This is a genomic window from Acidisoma sp. PAMC 29798 (assembly GCF_030252425.1).
Classification (GTDB): domain Bacteria; phylum Pseudomonadota; class Alphaproteobacteria; order Acetobacterales; family Acetobacteraceae; genus Acidisoma; species Acidisoma cladoniae.
On the sequence record NZ_CP126994.1, the window covers coordinates 2,504,165 to 2,524,988 of the forward strand.

Sequence of the window (20,824 nt, forward strand, 5' to 3'; positions counted from 1 at the left end):
GTGATGCCTGACACACCGCGCGTTCCCTATTGGCATCTTTGGTGCGACGACCAGGGCGTCAGCCACCAGACGCAATGCGCGCTGACGGACTGGGCGCTGAAGGGCGTCGGCAATGCCGCGCCGCAATGGAACAACCCGCAAGACCGGGCGGACTCCACCGTTGTTTTCACAGTTCAACCCGTCGGTTGGGTGGGCGACTGGCATGAGAATCCCGCCCCGCAATGGATCACTGTCTTGTCAGGCCGGTGGTGGATCGAGGCGATGGACGGCACGCGCATCGAACAAGGTCCGGGCGAGTTCTCCCTCGGCGAGGATCAAGGCTGCGTCGCCGATGGCGCGGGCCGCAAAGGCCATCGCTCCGGCACGATCGGGGACCAGCCGGCGGTGTTGATGACGGTGCAATTGCATGTGCCGCCGGTCCATACGCCCTGCCATTTCAAGTGATGGACGGGTTCGAGATCATCGATCCGCGCTTTAAGGCGCTGGTGCTGCCGAATGCACCGCTGGAGACACTCGGGGACGGGTTTCGCTGGCTTGAAGGACCTGTCTGGTTCGCGGATCTCGACTGCCTGCTCGTCAGTGACCTGCCCAATGACCGCATCCTGTGTTGGACGGAGTCCGGCGGGGTGTCGGTGTTCCGTCAACCGAGCGGGTTCGCCAATGGCCATACGCGCGATCGGCAGGGCCGGCTGATCGGCTGCTCGCACCGCGACCGCTGCGTCACCCGCACCGAGCTGGACGGCACCATCACCATCCTCGCCGACCGCTATCAGGGCAAACGGCTGAATGCGCCGAATGATGTCGTCTGCAAATCGGACGGCAGCCTGTGGTTCAGCGACCCTCTGTACGGCATCAGCACCGATTACGAAGGCGGCAAACAGATGTCGGAACTGCCGCCGACGCTGTATCGGCTCGACCCGAATGGCGATCTCACCGTGGTGGCCGATGATTTCGACGGGCCCAATGGCTTATGCTTTTCGCCGGATGAAAGCCGGCTCTATGTCGCAGAAAGCGGCGCCCAATTCGCGAGTGATCCCGTGCAGCATATTCGCGTTTTCGATGTCGTGGATAAACGTTTGACCAATGCGCGTGTGTTTCACACGATATCGCCCGGCTTTGCAGACGGCTTTTGCTGCGATGAGGATGGCCGCATCTGGAGCAGTGCGGCCGATGGCGTGCATTGCATCCACCCGAGCGGCGTGCTGCTCGGCAAGATCAAGGTGCCGTCCGTCGTCTCCAACCTCACCTTCGGCGGCCGCCACCGCAGCCGGCTGTTCCTCTGCGCCTCTCACACGCTGTATGCGATCTACACCAATGTGCGGGGCGCGGCGCGGCCATGAACCGCCTGCTCCGCGTCCGCATCAATGTGTCCGATCTCGCGCGGCTGACGGATTTCTATTGCGAGGCGCTCGGCTTCGTGGTCGTTCAGATGGCGGAGCGTGGGGTGCGGCTGCGGTTAGGCGCGCAAACGCTGGAACTGGTGCAGCCTGAGGTGCCGGGTGCGCCTTATCCCGCCGATAGTCGCGCGACCGATGTGTGGTTCCAGCACGTCGCACTCGTCGTTAGCGATATGGCGGCGGCCTATGCGCATCTGTGTCGACACGCAATGACGCCGATCACCATCGGTGGCCCGCAACGGCTTCCACCCTCCACCGGTCGCGTTCAGGCTTTCAAGTTTCGCGATCCGGACGGGCATCCGCTGGAGCTGCTGGCCTTTCCGCCCGGCGCTGGCGATGCGCATTGGCAAAGCGGCGATGCGCTGTTCCTCGGCTATGATCATTCGGCACTCGTCGTCAGCGACGTCACGCGCAGCATCGCCTTTTACGAAGCGCTCGGTTTGGTGGTGGCGGGACGCACGCTGAACCATGGGCCGGAGCAGGAGCGGCTTGACGATGCACCCGGCGTGCGCGTGGATGTGGTCGCGCTGCGCGCGGCTGCGGAGGCGACGCCGCATGTCGAGTTATTGGGCTACCAGGTGCCGCCGGTGACGCCCCTGCCAGGCCCGCTCGCTCCGTCCGATATCGCCAGCAGCCGATTGGTGTTCGAGAGTGACCGGGCGGCGGAGTTGCATGACCCGGATGGGCACGCGATCGTGTTGGTGCAATCGCCCCTCACGCAATCGCCCGCCGGGTATGCCAGTCGGTGACCTGCTGGTACGCGTAACCCGCACGGCACAGCACATCCTCCGACAGATGCGGCCCAACCAATTGCATACTCAAGGGAATGCCGGCGCTGTCGATGCCATTCGGCACTGTGATGGTCGGGCTGCCCGAAAAATTAAACGGGGCCGTGAACCGCAGCATCCGCAGCAGAATGGTGGGGTCGGCACCGTATTCGCTCATCCGCGCCAGGCTCGGCACCGGCACGGGCATGGTGGGCACCAAGAGCAGATCGACACCCTCGAACACTTCCGCGAGCGCGCCCGTAAAGGCCAGGCGCCGATGCAGGATCTTGCCGAGATCGAAAGCGGTCGTCGCACGCCCCTCGTCAATCAATTGCGCCAGCGCCGGACCGTATTCGTCCACGCGCGCGGGATAAGTGTGCTCATGCGCGATGGCGGTCTCCATGGAACAAAAGGGAATCCAGCCGCGCACCAGGGCATCGACCGCCGGAAACGCGATCTCACGAATCCTGGCTCCCAGACTGACAAGAACGCGCTCGGCCTCGGCCAGGGCGGCGATCACCTCGGCGTCGATCCCGTCGCTCACGAAGCGTCGGTCAATGCCAATCGTCAGGCCGCGCATGCCGCCGCCGATCGTGCCGAGATAATCCGGCACCGGCGCTTGCAGGGCCGTCGGGTCCTGCACATCGGCGCCGGCAATGACCCCGAGCATCGCGGCCGCATCGGCGGCGCTGCGCGTCATCGGGCCGACGTGATCGAGCGAAGCCGCGAGGGGAAAGACGCCATGGCGACTAACCCGCCCCCAGGTCGGCTTGATGCCCGTGAGCCCGCAGGTCGCGGAGGGGAAGCGGATCGACCCACCGGTATCGGAACCCAGCGAGCCGTAACAAAGACCGGCGGCGGTCGCGACACCTGACCCGGTCGATGATGAGCCAACCCAGTGGTCATGACCCCAGGGATTAAGCGGGGTCGGAGTATCGGGATGGTGGCTGGTATAGGCGCCTTCGGTCATCGCCAGCTTGCCGAGAATGACGGCGCCGCCTTGTTCCAGCCGGTCCACCACCGTCGCGTTATGATCGGGGACCGTGTGTTTAAGCATGGTTGTGCCCGCACCGCTCGGCGCGAAGCGGGTGTAGCAAAGATCCTTCACCGCAATCGGCACGCCATGCAGCGGGCCGCGCCAGATGCCATGCGCGGTTTCACGGTCGGCGGCCTCGGCCCGTTCCAGCGCCCGCTCCGCCAAGACGGTCGTATAGCTGCGATAGGTCGGGTCGAGCGCCGCGATGCGGTCCAGCACGGTGGTCGTCACGGCAACCGAGGACCGCGCGCCGCGTCTGATGCTGTCGCTCACGCGGGTCAGACTCTCGAAATGGATCGGCTCGGCCATCGGCATTCTCCCCTGGTCGGCCGCGATCATCCCATGCGCGTCGCCATTCGGCTATGTGCCCGCGGCTGAAACGCGGGCGACGCTCGCTATGACGTGATCGCCGGCCTTGTTCTTGCCCTGATGGCGCGGCTTTGCGGCCACAACCGAAGACCAATCTGTTTCTCAACAACAAGGAGTTCATTCGATGCGCATGTTAGCCGCTGTCGCCTTTGGAGGCCTGCTCGCGCTGTCCGCCCAGGTAGCACCCGCGTCTGCCGGCGTGATGCCGGAACACACGCAAAACCAGTCTCACGCCATGAGTGCTGGCATTGTTCAGGCAGATTGGGACCATCACTGGCACCGCCATTACGTGTGGCGCCACGAATATCGGGAGCATTGGCACCCCTATTGGCATCACCACTACGATCGTCACTACGGGTATCAGCGTTACGGCTACTAAAGCCGCCTTTTAGCGGCGGATAACGCTTCGCTCATACGAATCCTACGGCGTCGCGATTTTTGACCGCGGCGCCGTATGTCATTCGACAGCGCCATCCCTTCCCGGCATAGACTGCCGAGGTAAGTCAGGGAGATGGGCGATGTCGGACGGAAACGTGGCGAGCCTCATGGTCCAAATGCTGACCGAGGCCGGCGTCAAACGCATCTTTGGCCTTGTCGGCGATAGCCTGAACGGCCTTACCGAAGCATTGCGCCGGCAACACGTCATCGAATGGGTGCATGTACGCCACGAGGAAGTCGCGGCTTTCGCGGCCTCGGGCGAGGCGGCGGTGACGGGTTCGCTCGCGGTTTGCGCAGGCTCCTGCGGGCCGGGCAATCTGCACCTCATCAACGGCCTGTTCGATGCGCATCGCAGCCGGGTTCCAGTGCTCGCCATCGCCGCGCAAATCCCCTCGGCCGAAATCGGTGGCGGCTATTTCCAGGAAACGCATCCGCAGGATCTGTTCCGCGCCTGCAGCCATTACTGCGAGCTGGTGTCATCCCCGGCGCAGCTGCCCTTCGTGTTGCAGAACGCCATCCGCGCGGCGGTCGGGCTGCGCGGCGTGGCCGTCGTGGTCATTCCCGGCGATGTCGCGCTGAGCAAAGCGCCCTCCGCCCCATTCGCGCCCGTCGCGGGGCTGTTGCCACCCATGCCGATCGTCACGCCTGCTGAGGCCGAGCTGGATGCGTTGGCCGCGCTGCTGAACGACAGCGAGCGGGTCACGCTGTTCTGCGGCCGTGGCTGTGCCGGCACCCACGCCCCGCTGATGGCACTGGCTGAGACGCTGAAAAGCCCGATCGTGCATGCCCTGGGCGGCAAGGAGCATGTCGAATACGACAATCCCTATGATGTTGGCATGACCGGCTTCATTGGCTTCTCCTCGGGCTACGCCGCCATGCATGCCTGCGACACGCTGCTGATGCTGGGCACCGACTTTCCCTACAAGCAGTTCATGCCCACCGGCTGCAAGATCGCGCAGGTCGATATCCGCCCCGAGAATCTGGGCCGGCGCGCGCGGCTCGATCTCGGCATCGTCGGCGATGTCGGTGCAACCATCACCGCCTTGCTGCCGAAGCTCCACAACAAGGATGCGCGCAAACATCTCGATAACGCACTCGCGCATTTCAAAAAGGCACGTGCCGGCCTCGATGATCTGGCAAAGGGCACGCCCGGCAAACTGCCGATCCATCCGCAATATTTGACCAAGGCGCTGAGCGATGCGGCGAGCGAGGATGCGGTCTTCACCTTCGACGTCGGCACGCCGACCATCTGGGCGGCGCGCTATCTGGCCATGAACGGCAAGCGGCGGCTGATCGGGTCCCTGGTGCATGGCTCCATGGCCAATGCCATGCCCCAGGCGATCGGCATTCAGGCGGCGCAGCCGGGGCGACAGGTCATCTCCCTGTCTGGCGATGGCGGCTTCACGATGCTGATGGGGGATCTGATTACCCTCACGCAACAGAAGCTGCCAGTGAAGGTGGTGATCTACAACAACGGTGTGCTCGGATTCGTCGCGATGGAGATGAAGGCCGCCGGCTTTGTCGATACGGGCGTAGACCTCGAGAATCCCGATTTCGCCGCCATGGCGCGGGCCATGGGCATTTATGCCAAGCGCGTGGAAGACCCCGGTGACCTGCCAGCGGCCATCGCCGAGATACTTGCCCATGATGGGCCGGCGCTGCTCGATGTGGTGACGGCGAAGCAGGAACTGTCCATGCCGCCGACGATCGAAGCCGAGCAGATCAAAGGGTTCAGCCTGTGGATGGTGCGTGCGGTCATGAGCGGGCGGGGCGACGAGGTGATCGACCTCGCCAAGACGAACCTGCTGTCGCGTTAGCGGCGGCTGGCTGGGGCGGGAGGAGCCTTACCAAAAAATTCCCGCAACAGTTTGATTTCACTAGAAATTCAATTGAGCAATAAGGTAGTTCAAAGGCTGGTGTAGCACTCTGGTGTTACACCGGGACGTGTCGAGCGGCAACCAAAAGGCCCCGCGGCCCGAAGTCACTGAGCGGCTTCCTTACGAGGCAGCTCGTCCCCGTTTTCCAGTCTGCGTTAGCAGGCCGGAGCGGAGCGGAGCATTCTGTCCCCAGCCGGAGGGCGCCTCCACTGGCATAGCCGGGGAGGCTGGGGACAGAATGTGGTAAACGGTGGGCGAGCGGTTAGCCGGGACCCGTGAACCCCTGCGCCATAGCAGCCTCCCGACGCATCTGAGCGTCGAGCAGGAGGTCCCGCTCCCTCCGGCGCTCTGCTTCCTCAGCCGCCTGACGCTTCCGGAACGTCTCAGCGGCCTGGGTGGCGCCCTCCATGTCTCCCCCTGCGGCGGCGGCCACGGTATCAGGGTCCCCCGCGATAGCAGCAGCCGTGATGCTGCGGGCCTCTGCGAGCTTTTTTGGGTCCTCTCCGACCGAGTGCTCATTCTCGGCTAGACGACGCAGAGCGGCATCCCTTTGCTGAGCTGGCGTCAAGGAAGCGAGTCTCATGGCTTCCTGTTCAGCCGTTGACGCCTTCAATGCCTGATGGCCTTGCTTCCAGTCGCCTGCCGCCACGGCCTCCGTGACGGCGGGATTGCCTGCCGCGACGGCCGCCGACAAAGCATCGAGCTGACCGAGTTTGGCGTTGGCTTTCCGGACTTCAGGGCTCCAGACCCAATCTTCATGCGCCCGCGTGTTCGCCAACGCCTCGCGTTTCGCGGTCTTTTCAATCCGGCGCACGTTACGTTCGTGCCCTCGGTCCAGGGACCGGGCCTCGGCATCTTGCCGTGCTGCTTCCGCATCAAGGGCGGCTTGCCTACGCCGGACGGAGCCGTCTAGGAGACGTGCGCTCCATGAGTGAGCTGCCCGGTGAGCATCAGCGGCGGTCGTGCTTTCGGAAGCGTCTTCCTTCGCCTGGTTGCGGCGACTCACCAGCTCCGCAATCTGCGGAGACGAGATGGCCCTCTGGTCACGAACACCTTTCGGTTCGCCTGCCATGGTAGCCTGCGCGAGCGCCCTCTCTCTAGCGATCCGGAGCGCGGCCACCTCTTCGTGTGGTAACCCCGCAAGATCGGGCAGACTAGGAACGGACTGGGTTGCTCGCTGACGGAGTTGCTCGGCCACGCGAGCGGCGGTGTCCTTGGATAGCGCATGGTCAGTTGTCAACGGAGGTTCGTGCAGCGCGGCGGCAGAGGCGACAGCATCTCTATATGCCGTTGTTCCCGTCAATCTGAGGGACGACCAGCCGTACGCATGCGCGGCAGCTACGGTCGCGCTCGCCAGCTCCGGAGAGAACGCCGCTCCCTCAAATCCAATTCGGTCGCCGTGGTCGATGAGGCGGCCACCTGGTCCATGAAGGACTGCGCGTCGGCCATCTTTGTCTACGTCGATCCGGCGGACCCACGTTTCGAGTCCGGACGGAGCCTTATACCGCTCTGCGAGCAACGCCTGGAGATGGGTCCGGCGCCGCTCGTCACCTGACGCAATCGAGTTCGGCGCGATCGTGTTCGGCTCGTCCGGCCTCGGCGCATCCTCTGCGACCTCGCGCTCCTCACGCTCCTCGGCGTGGCGGTCTTGGACGTAGGTGACGTAGTCCGTGAGGCTGAAAGTGTCTGCAAGTTCTGGTTTAGCTTTTGACCACTCGGCATACGACGCCTGGGCGGAGGCCTGGAGACGCGGACTGAGTCCGCTGAACCCACCGCCGCGCCTCATCCAGGGCTCGGATTGCGGAGCAGGTTTCTTGGTTTGTGGTTTCTTGGCCATGTTAGTTTCCTCTTCATTTTTGTCCGCGCGATCAGTTTTGCTCTCTGTCAGCCGACCTAATTTTTGTTGAATGTTGCGCGGTGCCTCCGTCCCGAGGGCCGCCGCGAGACGTCGGGCGTTCTCCGTCTGGAGCGCGGCAATCTGTTTGCCGAGGTCCGCGCCCTCCACCTCGGCCGCCATCGCGACGGCCGTGGCCGCTTCCCAGCCGCGCCTCGCCGCGCGGTGCTCGAAAACCCTCTGGATGGTGATCGGGCGAGCTTCCGGCAGGGCTCCGTCTCGGAGAAACTGCTGCCAATGCGCGGTTGGGGCTATCGGCTCCCGCGGCAGCTCCCGCGGCAGGCCCTGTGCCTCGCGAGACCGATTATCTACTCTGACATCAAGCCCAACCGCTGCGAAGAACGTGTTCATTCTCGAGTCGATTTCAGAACGCATTTTGCGACCGTCGCTATCGCGAAAAAGAGCGTTCCACTCGCGGTTTTTCGTCTTCGCGAGGCCCTCAGGAGTCACTTCGCGCATGGTCAACAGAAGGTGTCCGTGCGGTTGCTCTTGACCGTCCGAGGCGACGGGGCAATGAAGGTCGACTTGTATTGCCATCCCGGCTTGCCGCCAGGGTTCCGCTACCGCACGCAGTGCGTCTAGCCGATGTTCAGGCGCAAGCTCGCGAGGCAGGTTGATGAGCACTTGTCGTGCAAGCTGGGCATCGTGTCTGCGCTCACTGGCTTCCACAGCGCGCCACAAATCGCCGGGGTCCATAAGGCCTTCGGGAGCGCCGTCGGGAAGAAGAATACAGCCATCTATGCGCTCGCGTTTGTGACGGAAATCGAATCTCTTTCTAGCGTGCTGAAGCCGTGTTCCGGCGTTGTAGGCTGAGACTTTCACCGCGTTGCCGTTGCGAACGGAACGCGAAACCATGGCGAAATTTATGCGCGAGAAAGCTAGCTGAGCAGTACTCACGGTATCTCGTCCTCATCGATTTCCCATTTATCAGAAGCGAGAAGCCAAGGCTCAGCCGTCGCAATCGCTGCGATATAGGCGGCAACGCTTTCATCGGTCATTGTGTCGATTGGTGTGGTGCTTTCTGTGCGCATGGTTTCCTCCTACGAGCTATACTTCCGCGCAGCGGATGTATAAGGCGAGCATGTCGCCTGCTTCGCAGGCTCTTATGGCTCTCTCCAACAATACCAGAGTCCCGAACCTGACCGGAAGCATCTCGAGATTCTAGATTACTTTCACTCGACTCTGTTATCTTCGTACGAAGAACTGGGAGTCATCAGGTGACTATGAAATCTGTTAACGAGGCTCTGTTGGAACTGCGAGCAAAACATGACGCCGCTATTTTGAGGGCGCGCAATGCGCGTGCGGCAGTGGGCAGGTTCGACCTTCAGATGAAAGCGCTTGACCGTCGCAGAACCACCCAGCGCCTCTGTACGTTGGGCAGGGCGTGGGAAGCGATGGCCGACCAGAGTCCTAACTTCCGGGCGGCTGGGCAAAAGTTCCTCGGCGGTTACATCAGTCGTGACACCGACCGCGAAATTCTGATCGGTACGCCCTGGCAGCTTCCTGAGCCGTCCGAACGCGGCGAAGAGGACCGCAACGATGTTTGAGAGCATCCTTGACGACGGCGCGACGTTCGACCTTTGGTTTCCGAGCGATGACTGGATAGCTGGTCAGATACGGTACGTGCGCGGGTGGTCTGATAGCCGCCCGGTGCCTGCCGGGCTGATAGCTGGGTGGCGGGCTGCGATGCGAGCTGAGGCCCTTCGGCAACGCCGCTGGCGCCGGAGGAATCCTGATGCGTGGATAGAGCTGCCTCCTCGGCAGCGAGAGTCCACGGATAGTGTAAATGACCTTGAATTCGCGATCGAAATCCTAACGCATCCGTATATGCTCGCGATGCTCAGTATGATGTTAGCGATGCCGATTTTGATGCGCGGTGCGATGTCCGAGGCTGGCACTCTGTTCAAAGCGCCACCGCGCTGGGAGGTCACGCCCCTTATTAACTATCTCCGCACGAAGAAGCACGCGCCCGGTGTGCCGTTGATTACACACTCGCGACATAAGCGGGTGCAGCCGTTACAATTTGCCGCGGTCAACTCAATGTCGCCGACTGAGATTGTCACATGGGATGAAAGACTCACGCAGCTCGCGTCAACGCAACGGCATGATGCTGTCCAGGCTGCGCTTGCGGAACTCGATGAACTCGGCCGCCGTTCTATCGATGTCGCGGCCCCGATCAGGATCGACCGCCCGGAATCGGGGCCGCCGCGCGACCTTTTTCGTGTTCCGGCTATCGTAGATCCGCCGCCCGCTCCTGCCGTCCCCGCCGACAGAGCCGACACCGACAGAGACGTGTTGGCATCGGCCGTCACGCGATGACGCCGGAGCATCGCGCGTGGCGTCTGTCCGGCGGCGTCATTGAAACGTTGGAGCTACCGCCTCATCCTGAGTGGTTTTATGTGCCGGATATCACCAGTAAGGGCTCGCCCGTGTGTCTGATTCCTGGGCATCATAATAGCGACTATGAGACCTTCACTCTGCCGCTCATCGCAGAAATCGCCTGCCGCCTCACGCCGTGGTCGACTTGGTATTTGGCGCCGGGGTTTTTTGACTGCCATCTGTGCAGCGGAAAAGCGTGGGGCGAGATAGAGGTCGTTGTTTGTCGTACGGATATAAATCCGCCTCACTCTGTTGCGAACGCTTATCATGAGTCATGGCATCTCGCAGAAGCATTGCTTCGTCCCGACCTCCTAGCCGCCCTTGATGCGAGGTTAGCGTCGGGACCCGCCTGGCCCGGCGACTACTACCCGCAGGCGTGCGAACGGAGAGCGCGGGCGTTCGAACATTTTGCGATGCTTTTCGACGAAGGGTGCCGTCAGATCATCGCGGGTGATCATGTTCCAAGCGAAATCCAGTTGTTTTGGTATGTATATAGCGGCGGTTTCGGCCGTGAAATCATGTCAAAGCGAGCTTCAAAGCGAGCTCCCCGACGATCGGGAATCCTTAGCCGGATGAAGGCTAGTCTGTTCGCCTGATGGGCGACCACGGCTTGCGCAGCGAGCCGTGGTCGCCCCTGGCGCAGCCGTCTTCGGCGAGCACGCGAAGCCCTCCCCCCGGGGGGAGGGCGCACGTCCGCAAGGCGGAGGGGGTGGGAGATGCCGCTCTAATTTTGGGATGGCCGCCTGCCGCGCAAGATCTCAGACTGCGAGCGAGATACGGTGACTGGCACATAGTCCGCTGGCCAAACGAAATCTGAGACCGTGGCGATGTCGTCCGGCGTGGCTGCGATTTCATCGAGCGCTTGTCGAACGCAGCCCACGCCGAACGTCGCATCGTCATCGGCTTCCTCGGCGATTGTTTCTATGAGGTCCCTTACGAGTGACCGCCACGCCGTGTCTTCGCCGCCTCCGCCGGGTTGTTGTGCTAACTCAACATGCGCGTTGGCAATGATGCGCATGTGGTCCGAGAGCACATCGCGGATCAGTGGATCGGACAAATCAAAAGCGAACGGCGGCGTCAGTTGAGTCTTGATTTTTGCAGTCTTGGATTGCTTACTTCTAGTCTTTGTCATATCGACCTCGACCTCGTGTTAAGTGGACGCCGGAAGAGAATCAGGATCACACTCGCCGTTCAATGCCCTCGCGCTCCTGTTACCAAACCATCACGGCCTTGTTACAAATCCGGTCTCGCGCGTGGTGTTTAGATACCTTCGGTCGCCTCGATCGCTCTCAGCGGCCCTCTGCGCGGCTCCCATTTCAGAGGTCGGGCCTGAAAAAGGCGGATTCCGCTTCCGGCGGGTGCCGCAGGCGCCTGCCTTGAGTGACACGTCACACTTGCAATTCGGGTCGTCCCCTGCCATTCTATTAGTGACGCGACACTAAAGTATGGAGAGCAAAATGAGTGGTAGTGAAACGAATTCCAAAAAAAGGGGACGGCGGCCTCTGGGTGACGCCGCTATGTCGCCAGCGCAACGGAAGACGGCGTCGCGCAACGGCGGCCGGGCGACGTCCGAGAGTATCAACCGAGCGATTCTCGACATATTTAAAGACCGCCTTGAGCGGTATTACAACGGATTGGATGAGAAAGCCGCCGATGTGGACAGCATATTTGGTGAATTGCTCGCGAAGTTTGAGGATTCGGATGGCAGATTACGGGTGGCGAATTTCTTGATTCCAGTGCTCAGACTGAACCCTGAGGAAGGCTGCGACGGCCGCCCGGACGGTGATATGGTCCTCAGCTTGTCGGCTCGTCGTGTCCTCGGCCTGCCGAAAACATGGTGATGGCGGGGTGTTTAGATACCTTCGGTCTTCTCAATCGCTCTCAGCGAGCCTGAGGACGGGTCGGATTTGTCTGCAAAGTCGGATTTTGGGCGTCAAGCGGCCATGCCGAAGCCTTCTTGCTCCCCGTCGTCCCCGTTTTTGATACAAGCCAGCCTCTCTCGTCGTCGCTGAATCCAATCAGCCCACGCTGGATTGCCCTTCCGCGCGGCGATCAGCGGCAAAAGTGTGGTCTCCAAGGTTTCGAACACATCAGCGGCTGTCTTTTGCCTTCCTGCGGGACGCGCCGGAGGCGTGGCCCTTGGGAACCTCTCGATAACTGCAACCGCCCTAGATTCCTCAGCCCATTCGGATTCCAACTGGGTCAAGATGTCTTCATCCTCGGGGGTAAGCTCAGGCGGCTGCAGTTCTGTCGGCGGCGGGGTCAACTTGTCTATATCCATCGAGATTTCATAAGCATAGTCAGCTATCGTTTTCGGCCGTCCACCATTCTGTTCCTCTTCCCATGCCGCTGCGCTCATTGAGCGATATCTGAACCCGTCCGTCCGGCCGAGGAACAGCCCATCGCGTTCCTCAACCTCCGACACTGGACCAGCCGCACGGAGGGCGAGCGGAACTCGACGGGCGACACCGGCTAAACCGCGCCGTTCCTCATAGTCATAGACCAGAGGGGCGGCTTCCTGTTCCTTGGTCACATCAAGCAGTTCGAGGGCATCGCCCCACCGATGCTCCTGCATCGCTTGCCAGACGGCTCCCAGGACCGGGCAAGCTGGCCGCTCGGTCTCTTTTTGAATGCGCTGCCACTGCCCGATGATGCCGCGCCTAAAGCCGAGCACAGCCCACCGCCGTACCCTGCGCTGATGAGCCCACACCGCGTTCCTGGCGGCGTCATCGTCCCCGTCGATGGCATCGGCCATGGATTTTGACGCGTATCCGAAGATGTAAGACGCGATAGTCCCGGCTGCCGTCCTGTCGGTCGCCTGCTCGGCCGCTTCCCAAACGCGGGCATGGCAGGCGACTCTTTTGTCTCGCGGAATGCGCGCGAGCCGTTCGCGAAGACGGGCGCCCTTCTCATGGTCGCCAGCGGCGTCGGCCTCGCGAGCCATGAGTTCGCGTTGCTCTGGGAAGTGCTCCGCGAAGCAGCCGATAAATCCGTCTACGTCCTCAGGCCGAACAAAAGCCGCGATATGGTCATGCGGCGTGCCATCAACTTGCCCCTCGCGCGCTCTCGGCGCCAAGAATCGGATATCTCTCCGTGAGCAAAGCGCTAGGGACCGATGGCATCGGGCCTGTAGCTCATCCCTGGCGGAAATCGGATCGCAATCGGGGTTGTAGCTCGGTCGCCCCAGTGTCGGATGGGCATGCCATTCCGGCGGCAGCGTCGTCGTCAACAAGACCAGCGTCCAGCCCCGCGCCTCGGCAAGCTGCTGAATGCCCAGGCACATTGCATACCGCTGTGCCTTGGCGATTTTCTCGCCATGCCTTGCAGCATCCAGCGCCGTGATGGCCTTCGGACTTCCCTTGTTGTCCAAGACGGCAACCCCGTCTCGGTCCCGCAGGACCATCATTCTGTGTGCCAATGTCCCCCGGTTGAGCGCGGCCATTTCCTGAGCGCGTATCATCGACCAGTCCGACACCCGCGAGGGAAGCCGGAATCGCTTCGGCCCACCGAGAAGGCCCAGGATTGCCGAAACGTGAGCATCGGTGGCATCGATGAGCCTTCGCATCGCGCCTCGGACGGAAGCCGCGCGGCATTTTTTGGCGACATCTTCATAGCCAAAAGTCTCGATGCGCAGCCGCTCGGCATGGTCTGCCAGGTGTGCGGCTCCTTCGGCCGCCTTGGCAGCCATAACCTTCATCTCGGTTAAATCGCTCGCCAACAACGCATAGGTTTCCCTATCCGCAGACCGCCGCGCCTCTCTCATCTGCTCGCGAACTAACCGGACTTTCATGGCTGCCCTATCGGCTGCTCTCTTGGCGTCTGATGCAGCGTCGGCGGCAAGGTCCACTCGGACCGTGAGGATTTCCTTCAGGTCGTCTTCCACTGGCTCCTTCAGTGGCACGGCGGGAACGATGACCGATGGGTCGAACTCCTTGGCTTTCAGCGCGGCTTCGTAGGCGGCTTTCGCATCTGCACGCGCTAACTCTGTCATGATATCGGCCGCGCGCCGCGTTTGCCGTTCTGTCCACGTCATCATAGATAACGCGCTGTCCGTCTGTGCAAGCCGCGCTAAATCGGCGGCGGCCTGCATATCGATGACCGTTTCTCTTAAAAGGTCTTCTCGCAGTGCAGGGCATTGCTCGCGTGCTCGGCCAGTCCACACCTCCCCAAGGCTCTCTTCAGCCAGATAGCGCGCCAAGGGCTTTATGAGCTCTGCGGCCGTCTCGGCGGTGGTGAGGCATCGGTCGTGGTGCCTCCTGCGCTCTATTGCTCGTGCAATAGGTTCGCCTCGGATGGGCCAAAACGCCGCTCCCGCGATGAAGTCGTATCGCGTTGGCGGAACCGAAAGTCGTAGTGCACGACCCACCCGTCGTCGGACGGCTTCACGGTATTGCTCTGGAAGGCGGTCGTATGCGTCCGCCATCTCCTGCGGGTCTGAGCCTGCAAGGTTCGCCCCCGAGTAGGTCGTGTATCTTGAAAGCCAGTCGTCAGAGCCCGTCGTGAAAAGGGACGCCCTCAACGACAGTTTTGCAAACTCCGCGCTCTCGTTTGCATCTGTCGGAAGGCGGGCACGGCATGGCGAGCCCGATGAAGCATCGGTGGTGATGAGGTTCAGAGAACGCATCGCGCTCACGAGCTAATCGTGAGATGGCGCTTGATATATGCTGTCTGAAACTGCATCATTATCTCGCATGTTATGCGGATCTCAGCCCTGCAAGGCTCCCCGCTCATCTATCGATACACCAACGGCGGCATGAAGCAAGATTTTCATGCCGCCGTTGACGTTTTAAGCTCGCGGATTTGTCGCCTCCTCATTTTGTTACCTTTCGACAAATGTTTTAGTCGAAAGGTCTGCGAGCCGTTCGACAAGGAAGTCATTTCCGAAAAGATTTCGGAACATTTCCGAACAACGTGCTTGACACAGGCGTTCCGCGGGGGAGACCATTCTAAAAGGTCGTTCAACAAATGAATGACAAAAAACGGAGAATGTTGACTTGAAAACACATAAATTTGACGCATCGCTAGAGACCGTGGTGTTCGAGGGTTACACCGGATTCCGCAACAATATGCTGACGACATCAGAAGGTGGTGTTCGCATCTATCGCGATTTCGAAGATGACAACGGCTGGTATGAAGAAGCTCACGTTCCTGGCGTTGTGGCGTCCGATTGGCCTGAGGCGCTCTATCGTCATGTTTTAGCGCTGCCTCAGCTTCCGCAGGAACTCCCCGCTCAGTACAATTTCACGGCACATCACCGCGCGAGCGTCGACCGTATGAATCGACTGAAAACTGTTAACTCGTGACGCGCAAGAAAACGGAAACTGTCGTTTCAGATGAGCCGGGACGGCTCATCGGTTACGCGCGTGTGTCAACAGTCGAACAGCTTCTTGACTTGCAAACTGATGCTCTGCGCGCCGTCGGTGTGGATACGCGAGACACCTACACCGACCGCATGAGCGGCGGTCGCGCTGACCGCCCTGGGCTCGCGTCTGCTCTGGCGGCCTGCCGAACCGGGGACACCCTCGTCGTCTGGCGGCTCGATAGGTTGGGCCGCAGCGTCAGGGACCTCGCTAATATTGTGAGGGACCTCGGCGACCGAGGCGTCGGATTCCGCTCCCTGACCGAGTCTGTGGATACCGCCACCACGGCCGGACGGCTGCTGATGCATGTGCTCGCGGCAGTGGCGGAGGCAGAGCGCAGCATGGCCAGCGACCGAATCAGAGCAGGCATGGCGGCTCGCAGGGCTCGTGGCGTGGTCGTCGGCAGGCCCCCTGCGCTGTCACGCGACCAGATAGAACTTGCGCGACAGCTCTATGAGAGCGGGCAATCCCTGCGTCAAATCGCTCGAACGGTTAGGGGCCGGAACGGAAAACATCCGGCACCATCAACCGTGTTTGCCGCGGTGTGTCCGCAGTCAACCTTCTCAAGGCTTATTTGATGGCTCGTAAGGGGGGTCAATTTTCGTCTTGGGTTCCGTTAGTTCAGGTTCAGGGTGACCCAAGGCTCTATCAAATTCTGCACGTGAGATTTTACAGGGTAGTCTTTTTCCATTTCGCTCAAGCCAAGCGGTTAAAGCATCAAGTTCTGGCGTCGAAAGTTCGACTACGCCATTTCCGTCAGTAACAACGTGTTTTTCGCTGATGTTAATCACAGTGTTTTGGTCCTTGTTTGGTTTTCCGTTTAGATAGTGCAATGTCAGGCCCCACGCTCCATAATCAAGCTTGCTAACTGCATCGTAGAGCGCGGCTATACTATAGTCAGTGTAATCATCCGTCTGTCTCACCCTGCGTAATTCCGGGTCACTGTCGTCGTGCCCAACCAGTGCGGCAACAGTTAGGGCATCAACCCCACATCGAGTCCTGAGCATAGACACCACGGTGCGTCGCAGCGAGTGAAAATCTCGAAGGCGCTCATAGAGACCGCAGTTTTTTCTGTAGTCAGTAAAGTGCGAGCTATAGAGTGCCCCGTAGGACGCTGGCCTTCCGTGCAGTTTGAGCTCTGCCCAAACACGGCCCGCTTTACCGACAACAAATAGATCAAGAAACCCGAGGTCAACCAGAAACCTGTGAACAGGGACGTTCCTGCGTGAGTGGTCAGTTTTGAGCTTTCGATCGCCATCACTCCGAATACGGAGGTACGGGATCCCGGTAACGTCGTATGCTAGGTCATCATTCTGAAGCTGTGCAATCTCTTCGAGCCGTGCTCCAGTCCAAAGCGCGATGATTGGCAGCCACCAATAAGCATCGCGGTGGATCCGATTTCCGGGTTCGTGCCGCTTCGTGACGTCCGGGCGACGGCTCCGCGTTCCAGTCCAAATTGGAGAACTGAATAGGTCGTTAAGTTGCTGGACGGTCCATGATTTCCGAGGCTCCGCTTTACGAACGGTCGAGCTGAGCGGAATGCGGGAAAACAAATCCTCGACCTCATCGCCGCTCGCCCAACGATGGTGTCGATTTCCGGCAAGGAAGAAGGCTTTCAGATGAGTAATATGTTTCTCGATGGTCGTTGCGCCCAGCATGACCTTTCCAGTCGACTCCTTCAGGACGCGATCGATCGGTTTTGCGATGTCGCCTTTAGATTTCCCATATGTCGCCTTGATCTTTTCGAGAGTTCTCACCCACCGAACGATGTCCGAACGTTTGTAGTCTGCCAAAGGTCTGTCGCCAGAAATCTTTGCGAACAGGCTGACGTATGCGGCGATGTGTCGATGTGCATCCTCGCGAAGGCGCCGTTCAGGGATATAGGTCTCGTCGAGGAATTTGCTGACCGTAGGCGTCGGCCTGATAGAGGACTTGACCCCGAGTGCGCCAAGTAGCGTGGTGAGTTGTTGGAGTGCTGCCGGGTCTAGCGCTCCCGCCGCTGCTGCGGCCTGGGCCGATGTGCCTAAAGCCGCCTCAGCTTCGCGGACCTGTTTGAGTAGACCGTTCAGGCCGTTGGTAGCGTTCTCGCCAACCTCCCCTAACTCATCGAGCCGCTCCGAGGTGAGGGAGTTTGCCCGCACGGGCGCACTGACGCTGAAAGTCGTGCGCTGTCTCTGAATGCTGACGTCGAGCGCACTGATAAGGGACTCAAGGAGTAACTTAAGCTGCTCCGCTGCGCTTCCCGTCTCCATCGCCGCGCGCACCCCCGTCCAAACGTTGTCGATGCGGAAACCTAGCGCGGCGGCGGCGGACCTCGCAATGCGCGGGTCTGATGTGCGGAGCGCCCTGACGAGCTCTCGTCGGCCGACAACGCAGGAGATGTCGTTCGGGACTTTCGACCGCCAAAAATATCGCGCCCCCCGCCGAATCACATGCTCCACGCCAGTCCCCGCTGCTACACCAAAGTGCTACACCGAGACCTAAGTCAGAACATCTAACTCGTTGAAATTGCTATCGAAATCAGGCTGGCTGGGGCGGGAGGATTCGAACCTCCGCATGGTGGAATCAAAATCCACTGCCTTACCGCTTGGCTACGCCCCAATCGCGCTGCCGGACCGCTCCGGCGGCATGCTCATAAGGCCGAGGCGGGCGGCTCGTAAAGCCCTCCGCCCCAGCTCCACCAGCCGGGCACGTCCAGCGGCTGCGCCGCATCGACATCCGCGAAGAGCCCAAAACAGGTGGCGCCCGAGCCGCTCATCCGCGCCAGCAGGCAGCCTGGCCGGGCCCGCAGCGCCGCCAGAACGGTGCCGATCACCGGCGCGAGGGCAACCGCCGGGGCTTCGAGGTCATTGCCGCTCAGGGCCAAAGCCGTCACGATCTCGGCGAGGCCCACCCAGCCGGCGCCTGGCACCGCGTCAGCGTCCGAAAACGCGGTGCCGGCCCGCGCCCTGAAGATGGCGGGCGTCGAGACCGGAATGCCGGGATTGACCAAGACGATGCCCATGGCCGGCAGCGGCGGCACTGGTGACAGCGTCTCCCCGATGCCCTGCATCCGGACCGAGCGAGACGCGAGGCAAGCGGGCACATCGGCGCCGAGTCCCAAAGCGAGCACCCGAGTCTCGGCCTCGGTCAGGGCCACATCCCAAAAGCGCGCCAAGACACGCAAAGCGGCAGCGGCGTCGGCCGAACCGCCGCCGATGCCGGACGAGATGGGCAGATGCTTTTCGAGCGTAATCGCGCCCTGGGCCGGAACGCCCGTCGCCTCCGCCAGGCGCCGGGCGGCGCGCAGCACGAGGTTATCGACCTCCATCGCCAAGCCGTGCCCAAAGGGACCCGTGATCTCCAGCGACAGATGCGCAGAAGGCCGCACCGACACACGGTCACCCACGCCCGCGAAGACGACCAGACTATCGAGAAGGTGGTAGCCGTCTGCCCGGCGACCCGTGACGCGCAGGGTCAGATTAACCTTGGCCGGCGCAAAGCCGGGCCAGTCGGCCTCACTCATCACTCAGTTTTTGGAGGTGGCGGGTTCGGCCGTCGCTTGCTCTTGCTGAAGCTTGGCCAGCAGTCTGGCGTTCAGGGTCGCGTCGGGGCCCAGTTGCAGCGCACGGCGCCACTGCAAGCTCGCCTCCAAATGCTCGCCCGCCGCCGCATAGGCATCGCCCAGGTGGGCGTTGATCTCAGGGTCGTTCGGCGCCAACGCCACCGCCTTGGTCAGCGTCGTCACGGCGCCATGGCTGTCACCCTGTTGCAGCATGACGTAGCCCAGGCTGTCGACCACTGCCCCATCATTCGGCACAGCCTGGAGCGCCTGTTCGATCATCTGCCGCGCCTGCAGCAGGTTCTGCTTTTTCACCGCCCAGCTATAGCCGAGGTAGTTGAGTACATAGGGTTGACCGGGCGAGAGCTTCAGCGCCTGCTGCAAGTCGGGCTGCGCAAGCTTCCAGTTGCCGCCTTGATCGTACGACATGCCGCGATCGTAATAGACGAGCCATTGCGCTGGGCTATTGGCCGGCAAACGCGGCAGCGCCTCGGTATAGGCCGCCGCCGCTTCGATGTAGTGGCTGTCGCCGCGCAGCAAATCGCCCAGCGCGAGCAGGGGTTCCGCGCTCCAAGGATAGGCCGCCGCCAGATCGCGCAGCAGCGCCCGCGCGTCATCTTCCTGCCCCAGCCGGCTCAACAGCACCGCGCGGCGCATCGCCGCCAGGGGATAGAGCGGATCGGAGGCGGTGATCGTCATGAGCGGTGTCATGGCGACGGCGGCATTATGGCCATTGTCCATGACGTCCGACAGCAGCAGCCGTGCCGGGGAGAGATTCGGACGAAGCTGAAGGGCCAATTGCAGGAGAATCATGACCGTCTGCTGCCGATGCACTTGAGCGGCCGGGCGGGTGTCTGTCTGCTGCTCATCCGAAAAGGCCGCAGCGAGATTGACGTAGCTTTCCGCGAGGCCATCGGTGGCCGTGCGCACCGGTGCGGTTCCAACCGAGGCCTTCAGCGCCGGCACGGTCATGGCCAAAGCCAGATCGGGATTGAGACTATCCAGCACCCGCGCGGCGCCGGCCTTGTCACCGGATCGCGCATCCCAGCTCGCGATGATGGCGGCCAGTCTGAGATTGGGGGCGGACAGGCCACCCTGCACAATGCCGTAATTCTGCGCGGCGGTGGCGATCAGCCCGGCCTGGTCGGCGATCAGGGCGATATGCAGGGCATAGATCGTGCGCAGATTGGCGACACCGGCCAGCGGTTGCAGCGCGGCCAGGGCATCATTCGTCTGGCCGGCGCCCTTCAGCGCCCAGCCGATCAGCAGGGGTTTGATGACCGTCGTGAGCCCATCGGGCGTCGGCATCGCCTGGTAGCGGCGCAGCGCCTCATGCCAACGTCCGGCCCGCGCGGCGGACCCCGCCAGAAGAAGCTGGGCCAGGGGGTCGTTCGGTACGGCCGTCGCCAGGGCGCTAGCGGTGCCGGTATTGCCTGCCAGCAACTCGAGCAGAAACGTCTCCCCCGCCAGACCTGACAGGGCGCTCCGATCGTCCCGCATGGCTTCCCGCATGGACGCCGCCGCTTGCGGGAAATCGAACTGGCTGGCCGCGTATTGCCCGACCAGGAAATTGGCATAGGCACCCGGCCCGGGTTGCTGATCGCCAGCGCTTCCCGATGGCGGGGTGGTCGCGGCGCAAGCCGAGAGGGCGGTCAAGGCGAGCAGCACGGAACGGCAAAGCATCGGGGCATGTCTCATGGCGCGAATCCTATCAGCCACCGCCGCGCCACGCCACCGGGGCGCCGTTCACGTCACCTTTTCTTAGG

The 20,824-nt window shown here is 61.8% G+C and carries 19 protein-coding genes, 1 tRNA gene and 1 pseudogene; 11 read left to right on the forward strand and 10 right to left on the reverse strand.

The window, feature by feature from the left end; genetic code table 11:
• Positions 1–3 precede the first annotated feature (3 nt).
• From QP803_RS12095 to QP803_RS12105, 3 genes are read left to right on the forward strand one after another with little or no spacing between them, the layout of a single operon-like run.
• Positions 4–444, forward strand: coding sequence for a cupin domain-containing protein (locus QP803_RS12095; RefSeq protein WP_284943727.1), 441 nt, complete (start codon positions 4–6; stop codon positions 442–444).
• The gene (locus QP803_RS12100) at positions 444–1,340 is read left to right on the forward strand and encodes an SMP-30/gluconolactonase/LRE family protein (protein WP_284943728.1); all 897 of its coding nucleotides are present in this window, start codon (positions 444–446) and stop codon (positions 1,338–1,340) included. Before QP803_RS12095 ends, QP803_RS12100 begins: the two co-directional genes overlap by 1 nt.
• The gene (locus QP803_RS12105) at positions 1,337–2,146 is read left to right on the forward strand and encodes a VOC family protein (RefSeq protein ID WP_284943729.1); all 810 of its coding nucleotides are present in this window, start codon (positions 1,337–1,339) and stop codon (positions 2,144–2,146) included. The genes QP803_RS12100 and QP803_RS12105 overlap by 4 nt, the downstream gene beginning before the upstream one ends.
• On the opposite strand, the gene QP803_RS12110 is transcribed toward QP803_RS12105, so the two are convergent.
• Positions 2,112–3,509, reverse strand: coding sequence for an amidase (locus tag QP803_RS12110; RefSeq protein WP_284943730.1), 1,398 nt, complete (start codon positions 3,507–3,509; stop codon positions 2,112–2,114). The two genes, QP803_RS12105 and QP803_RS12110, sit on opposite strands and share 35 nt — an antisense overlap.
• A gap of 184 nt (positions 3,510–3,693) precedes the next feature.
• Here QP803_RS12110 and QP803_RS12115 point away from each other — a divergent pair, with 184 nt between their 5' ends.
• Both QP803_RS12115 and poxB read left to right on the forward strand, forming a co-directional pair.
• On the forward strand, positions 3,694–3,948 hold the full coding sequence (locus QP803_RS12115) for a hypothetical protein (RefSeq protein WP_284943731.1): 255 nt from the start codon (positions 3,694–3,696) through the stop codon (positions 3,946–3,948).
• A 139-nt stretch (positions 3,949–4,087) separates the two neighbouring features.
• Positions 4,088–5,824 carry a ubiquinone-dependent pyruvate dehydrogenase gene (gene poxB, locus QP803_RS12120; RefSeq protein WP_284943732.1) on the forward strand — a complete coding sequence of 579 codons (1,737 nt, stop codon included), beginning with the start codon at positions 4,088–4,090 and terminating at the stop codon, positions 5,822–5,824.
• Between the two features lie 322 nt (positions 5,825–6,146).
• Here poxB and QP803_RS12125 read toward each other — a convergent pair whose 3' ends face one another.
• Positions 6,147–8,675: a MobA/MobL family protein gene (locus QP803_RS12125; RefSeq protein ID WP_284943733.1), complete on the reverse strand. Its 2,529-nt coding sequence runs from the start codon at positions 8,673–8,675 to the stop codon at positions 6,147–6,149.
• Positions 8,672–8,809: a hypothetical protein gene (locus QP803_RS12130; RefSeq protein ID WP_284943734.1), complete on the reverse strand. Its 138-nt coding sequence runs from the start codon at positions 8,807–8,809 to the stop codon at positions 8,672–8,674. Before QP803_RS12130 ends, QP803_RS12125 begins: the two co-directional genes overlap by 4 nt.
• Positions 8,810–9,001: 192 nt before the next feature.
• Here QP803_RS12130 and QP803_RS12135 point away from each other — a divergent pair, with 192 nt between their 5' ends.
• From QP803_RS12135 to QP803_RS12145, 3 genes are all read left to right on the forward strand, one after another.
• A complete protein-coding gene (locus QP803_RS12135) occupies positions 9,002–9,325 on the forward strand; it encodes a hypothetical protein (RefSeq protein ID WP_284943735.1) in 324 nt (107 codons plus the stop codon).
• 280 nt (positions 9,326–9,605) lie between these two features.
• Complete coding sequence (locus tag QP803_RS12140; RefSeq protein ID WP_284943737.1) at positions 9,606–10,097, forward strand: hypothetical protein; 492 nt, start codon at positions 9,606–9,608, stop codon at positions 10,095–10,097.
• Entirely contained in the window at positions 10,094–10,753 is a 660-nt protein-coding gene (locus QP803_RS12145) for a hypothetical protein (protein ID WP_284943738.1), read from the forward strand. Before QP803_RS12140 ends, QP803_RS12145 begins: the two co-directional genes overlap by 4 nt.
• 128 nt (positions 10,754–10,881) lie before the next feature.
• Here the strand turns inward: QP803_RS12145 and QP803_RS12150 are convergent, their stop codons facing one another.
• On the reverse strand, positions 10,882–11,289 hold the full coding sequence (locus QP803_RS12150; protein ID WP_284943739.1) for a hypothetical protein: 408 nt from the start codon (positions 11,287–11,289) through the stop codon (positions 10,882–10,884).
• 325 nt (positions 11,290–11,614) lie between these two features.
• Here QP803_RS12150 and QP803_RS12155 point away from each other — a divergent pair, with 325 nt between their 5' ends.
• Positions 11,615–11,998 (forward strand): hypothetical protein, encoded by a 384-nt coding sequence (locus QP803_RS12155; RefSeq protein WP_284943740.1) that lies wholly within the window; start codon positions 11,615–11,617, stop codon positions 11,996–11,998.
• A 92-nt stretch (positions 11,999–12,090) separates the two neighbouring features.
• Here the strand turns inward: QP803_RS12155 and QP803_RS12160 are convergent, their stop codons facing one another.
• The gene (locus QP803_RS12160) at positions 12,091–14,355 is read right to left on the reverse strand and encodes a replication endonuclease (protein WP_284943741.1); all 2,265 of its coding nucleotides are present in this window, start codon (positions 14,353–14,355) and stop codon (positions 12,091–12,093) included.
• A 796-nt stretch (positions 14,356–15,151) separates the two neighbouring features.
• On the opposite strand from QP803_RS12160, the gene QP803_RS12165 reads away from it, so the two are divergent.
• Both QP803_RS12165 and QP803_RS12170 read left to right on the forward strand, forming a co-directional pair.
• The gene (locus QP803_RS12165) at positions 15,152–15,460 is read left to right on the forward strand and encodes a hypothetical protein (protein ID WP_284943742.1); all 309 of its coding nucleotides are present in this window, start codon (positions 15,152–15,154) and stop codon (positions 15,458–15,460) included.
• Complete coding sequence (locus tag QP803_RS12170; protein ID WP_284943743.1) at positions 15,457–16,095, forward strand: recombinase family protein; 639 nt, start codon at positions 15,457–15,459, stop codon at positions 16,093–16,095. Before QP803_RS12165 ends, QP803_RS12170 begins: the two co-directional genes overlap by 4 nt.
• Here the strand turns inward: QP803_RS12170 and QP803_RS12175 are convergent.
• From QP803_RS12175 to QP803_RS12190, 5 genes and pseudogenes are all read right to left on the reverse strand, one after another.
• Complete coding sequence (locus QP803_RS12175) at positions 16,081–17,781, reverse strand: site-specific integrase (RefSeq protein WP_284943744.1); 1,701 nt, start codon at positions 17,779–17,781, stop codon at positions 16,081–16,083. The genes QP803_RS12170 and QP803_RS12175 overlap by 15 nt on opposite strands.
• 6 nt (positions 17,782–17,787) lie before the next feature.
• A pseudogene (locus QP803_RS24035) lies at positions 17,788–17,958 on the reverse strand (DUF6538 domain-containing protein); the annotation flags it as partial.
• Between the two features lie 85 nt (positions 17,959–18,043).
• Positions 18,044–18,118, reverse strand: a tRNA-Gln gene (locus QP803_RS12180).
• 31 nt (positions 18,119–18,149) lie between these two features.
• On the reverse strand, positions 18,150–19,022 hold the full coding sequence (locus QP803_RS12185; RefSeq protein ID WP_284943745.1) for a 4-(cytidine 5'-diphospho)-2-C-methyl-D-erythritol kinase: 873 nt from the start codon (positions 19,020–19,022) through the stop codon (positions 18,150–18,152).
• Positions 19,023–19,025: 3 nt separating this feature from the next.
• Positions 19,026–20,756, reverse strand: coding sequence for a tetratricopeptide repeat protein (locus tag QP803_RS12190; RefSeq protein WP_284943746.1), 1,731 nt, complete (start codon positions 20,754–20,756; stop codon positions 19,026–19,028).
• Positions 20,757–20,824 lie beyond the last annotated feature (68 nt).

Excerpts from the sequence above, each read along its gene's own strand:
- QP803_RS12095 (WP_284943727.1), top strand. The coding sequence starts at position 4 with ATGCCTGACACACCGCGCGTTCCCTATTGGCATCTTTGGTGCGACGAC.
- QP803_RS12100 (WP_284943728.1), top strand. The coding sequence starts at position 444 with ATGGACGGGTTCGAGATCATCGATCCGCGCTTTAAGGCGCTGGTGCTG.
- QP803_RS12105 (WP_284943729.1), top strand. The coding sequence starts at position 1,337 with ATGAACCGCCTGCTCCGCGTCCGCATCAATGTGTCCGATCTCGCGCGG.
- QP803_RS12110 (WP_284943730.1), bottom strand. The coding sequence starts at position 3,509 with ATGGCCGAGCCGATCCATTTCGAGAGTCTGACCCGCGTGAGCGACAGC.
- QP803_RS12115 (WP_284943731.1), top strand. The coding sequence starts at position 3,694 with ATGCGCATGTTAGCCGCTGTCGCCTTTGGAGGCCTGCTCGCGCTGTCC.
- poxB (WP_284943732.1), top strand. The coding sequence starts at position 4,088 with ATGTCGGACGGAAACGTGGCGAGCCTCATGGTCCAAATGCTGACCGAG.
- QP803_RS12130 (WP_284943734.1), bottom strand. The coding sequence starts at position 8,809 with ATGCGCACAGAAAGCACCACACCAATCGACACAATGACCGATGAAAGC.
- QP803_RS12135 (WP_284943735.1), top strand. The coding sequence starts at position 9,002 with ATGAAATCTGTTAACGAGGCTCTGTTGGAACTGCGAGCAAAACATGAC.
- QP803_RS12140 (WP_284943737.1), top strand. The coding sequence starts at position 9,606 with ATGCTCGCGATGCTCAGTATGATGTTAGCGATGCCGATTTTGATGCGC.
- QP803_RS12145 (WP_284943738.1), top strand. The coding sequence starts at position 10,094 with ATGACGCCGGAGCATCGCGCGTGGCGTCTGTCCGGCGGCGTCATTGAA.
- QP803_RS12150 (WP_284943739.1), bottom strand. The coding sequence starts at position 11,289 with ATGACAAAGACTAGAAGTAAGCAATCCAAGACTGCAAAAATCAAGACT.
- QP803_RS12155 (WP_284943740.1), top strand. The coding sequence starts at position 11,615 with ATGAGTGGTAGTGAAACGAATTCCAAAAAAAGGGGACGGCGGCCTCTG.
- QP803_RS12185 (WP_284943745.1), bottom strand. The coding sequence starts at position 19,022 with ATGAGTGAGGCCGACTGGCCCGGCTTTGCGCCGGCCAAGGTTAATCTG.
- QP803_RS12190 (WP_284943746.1), bottom strand. The coding sequence starts at position 20,756 with ATGAGACATGCCCCGATGCTTTGCCGTTCCGTGCTGCTCGCCTTGACC.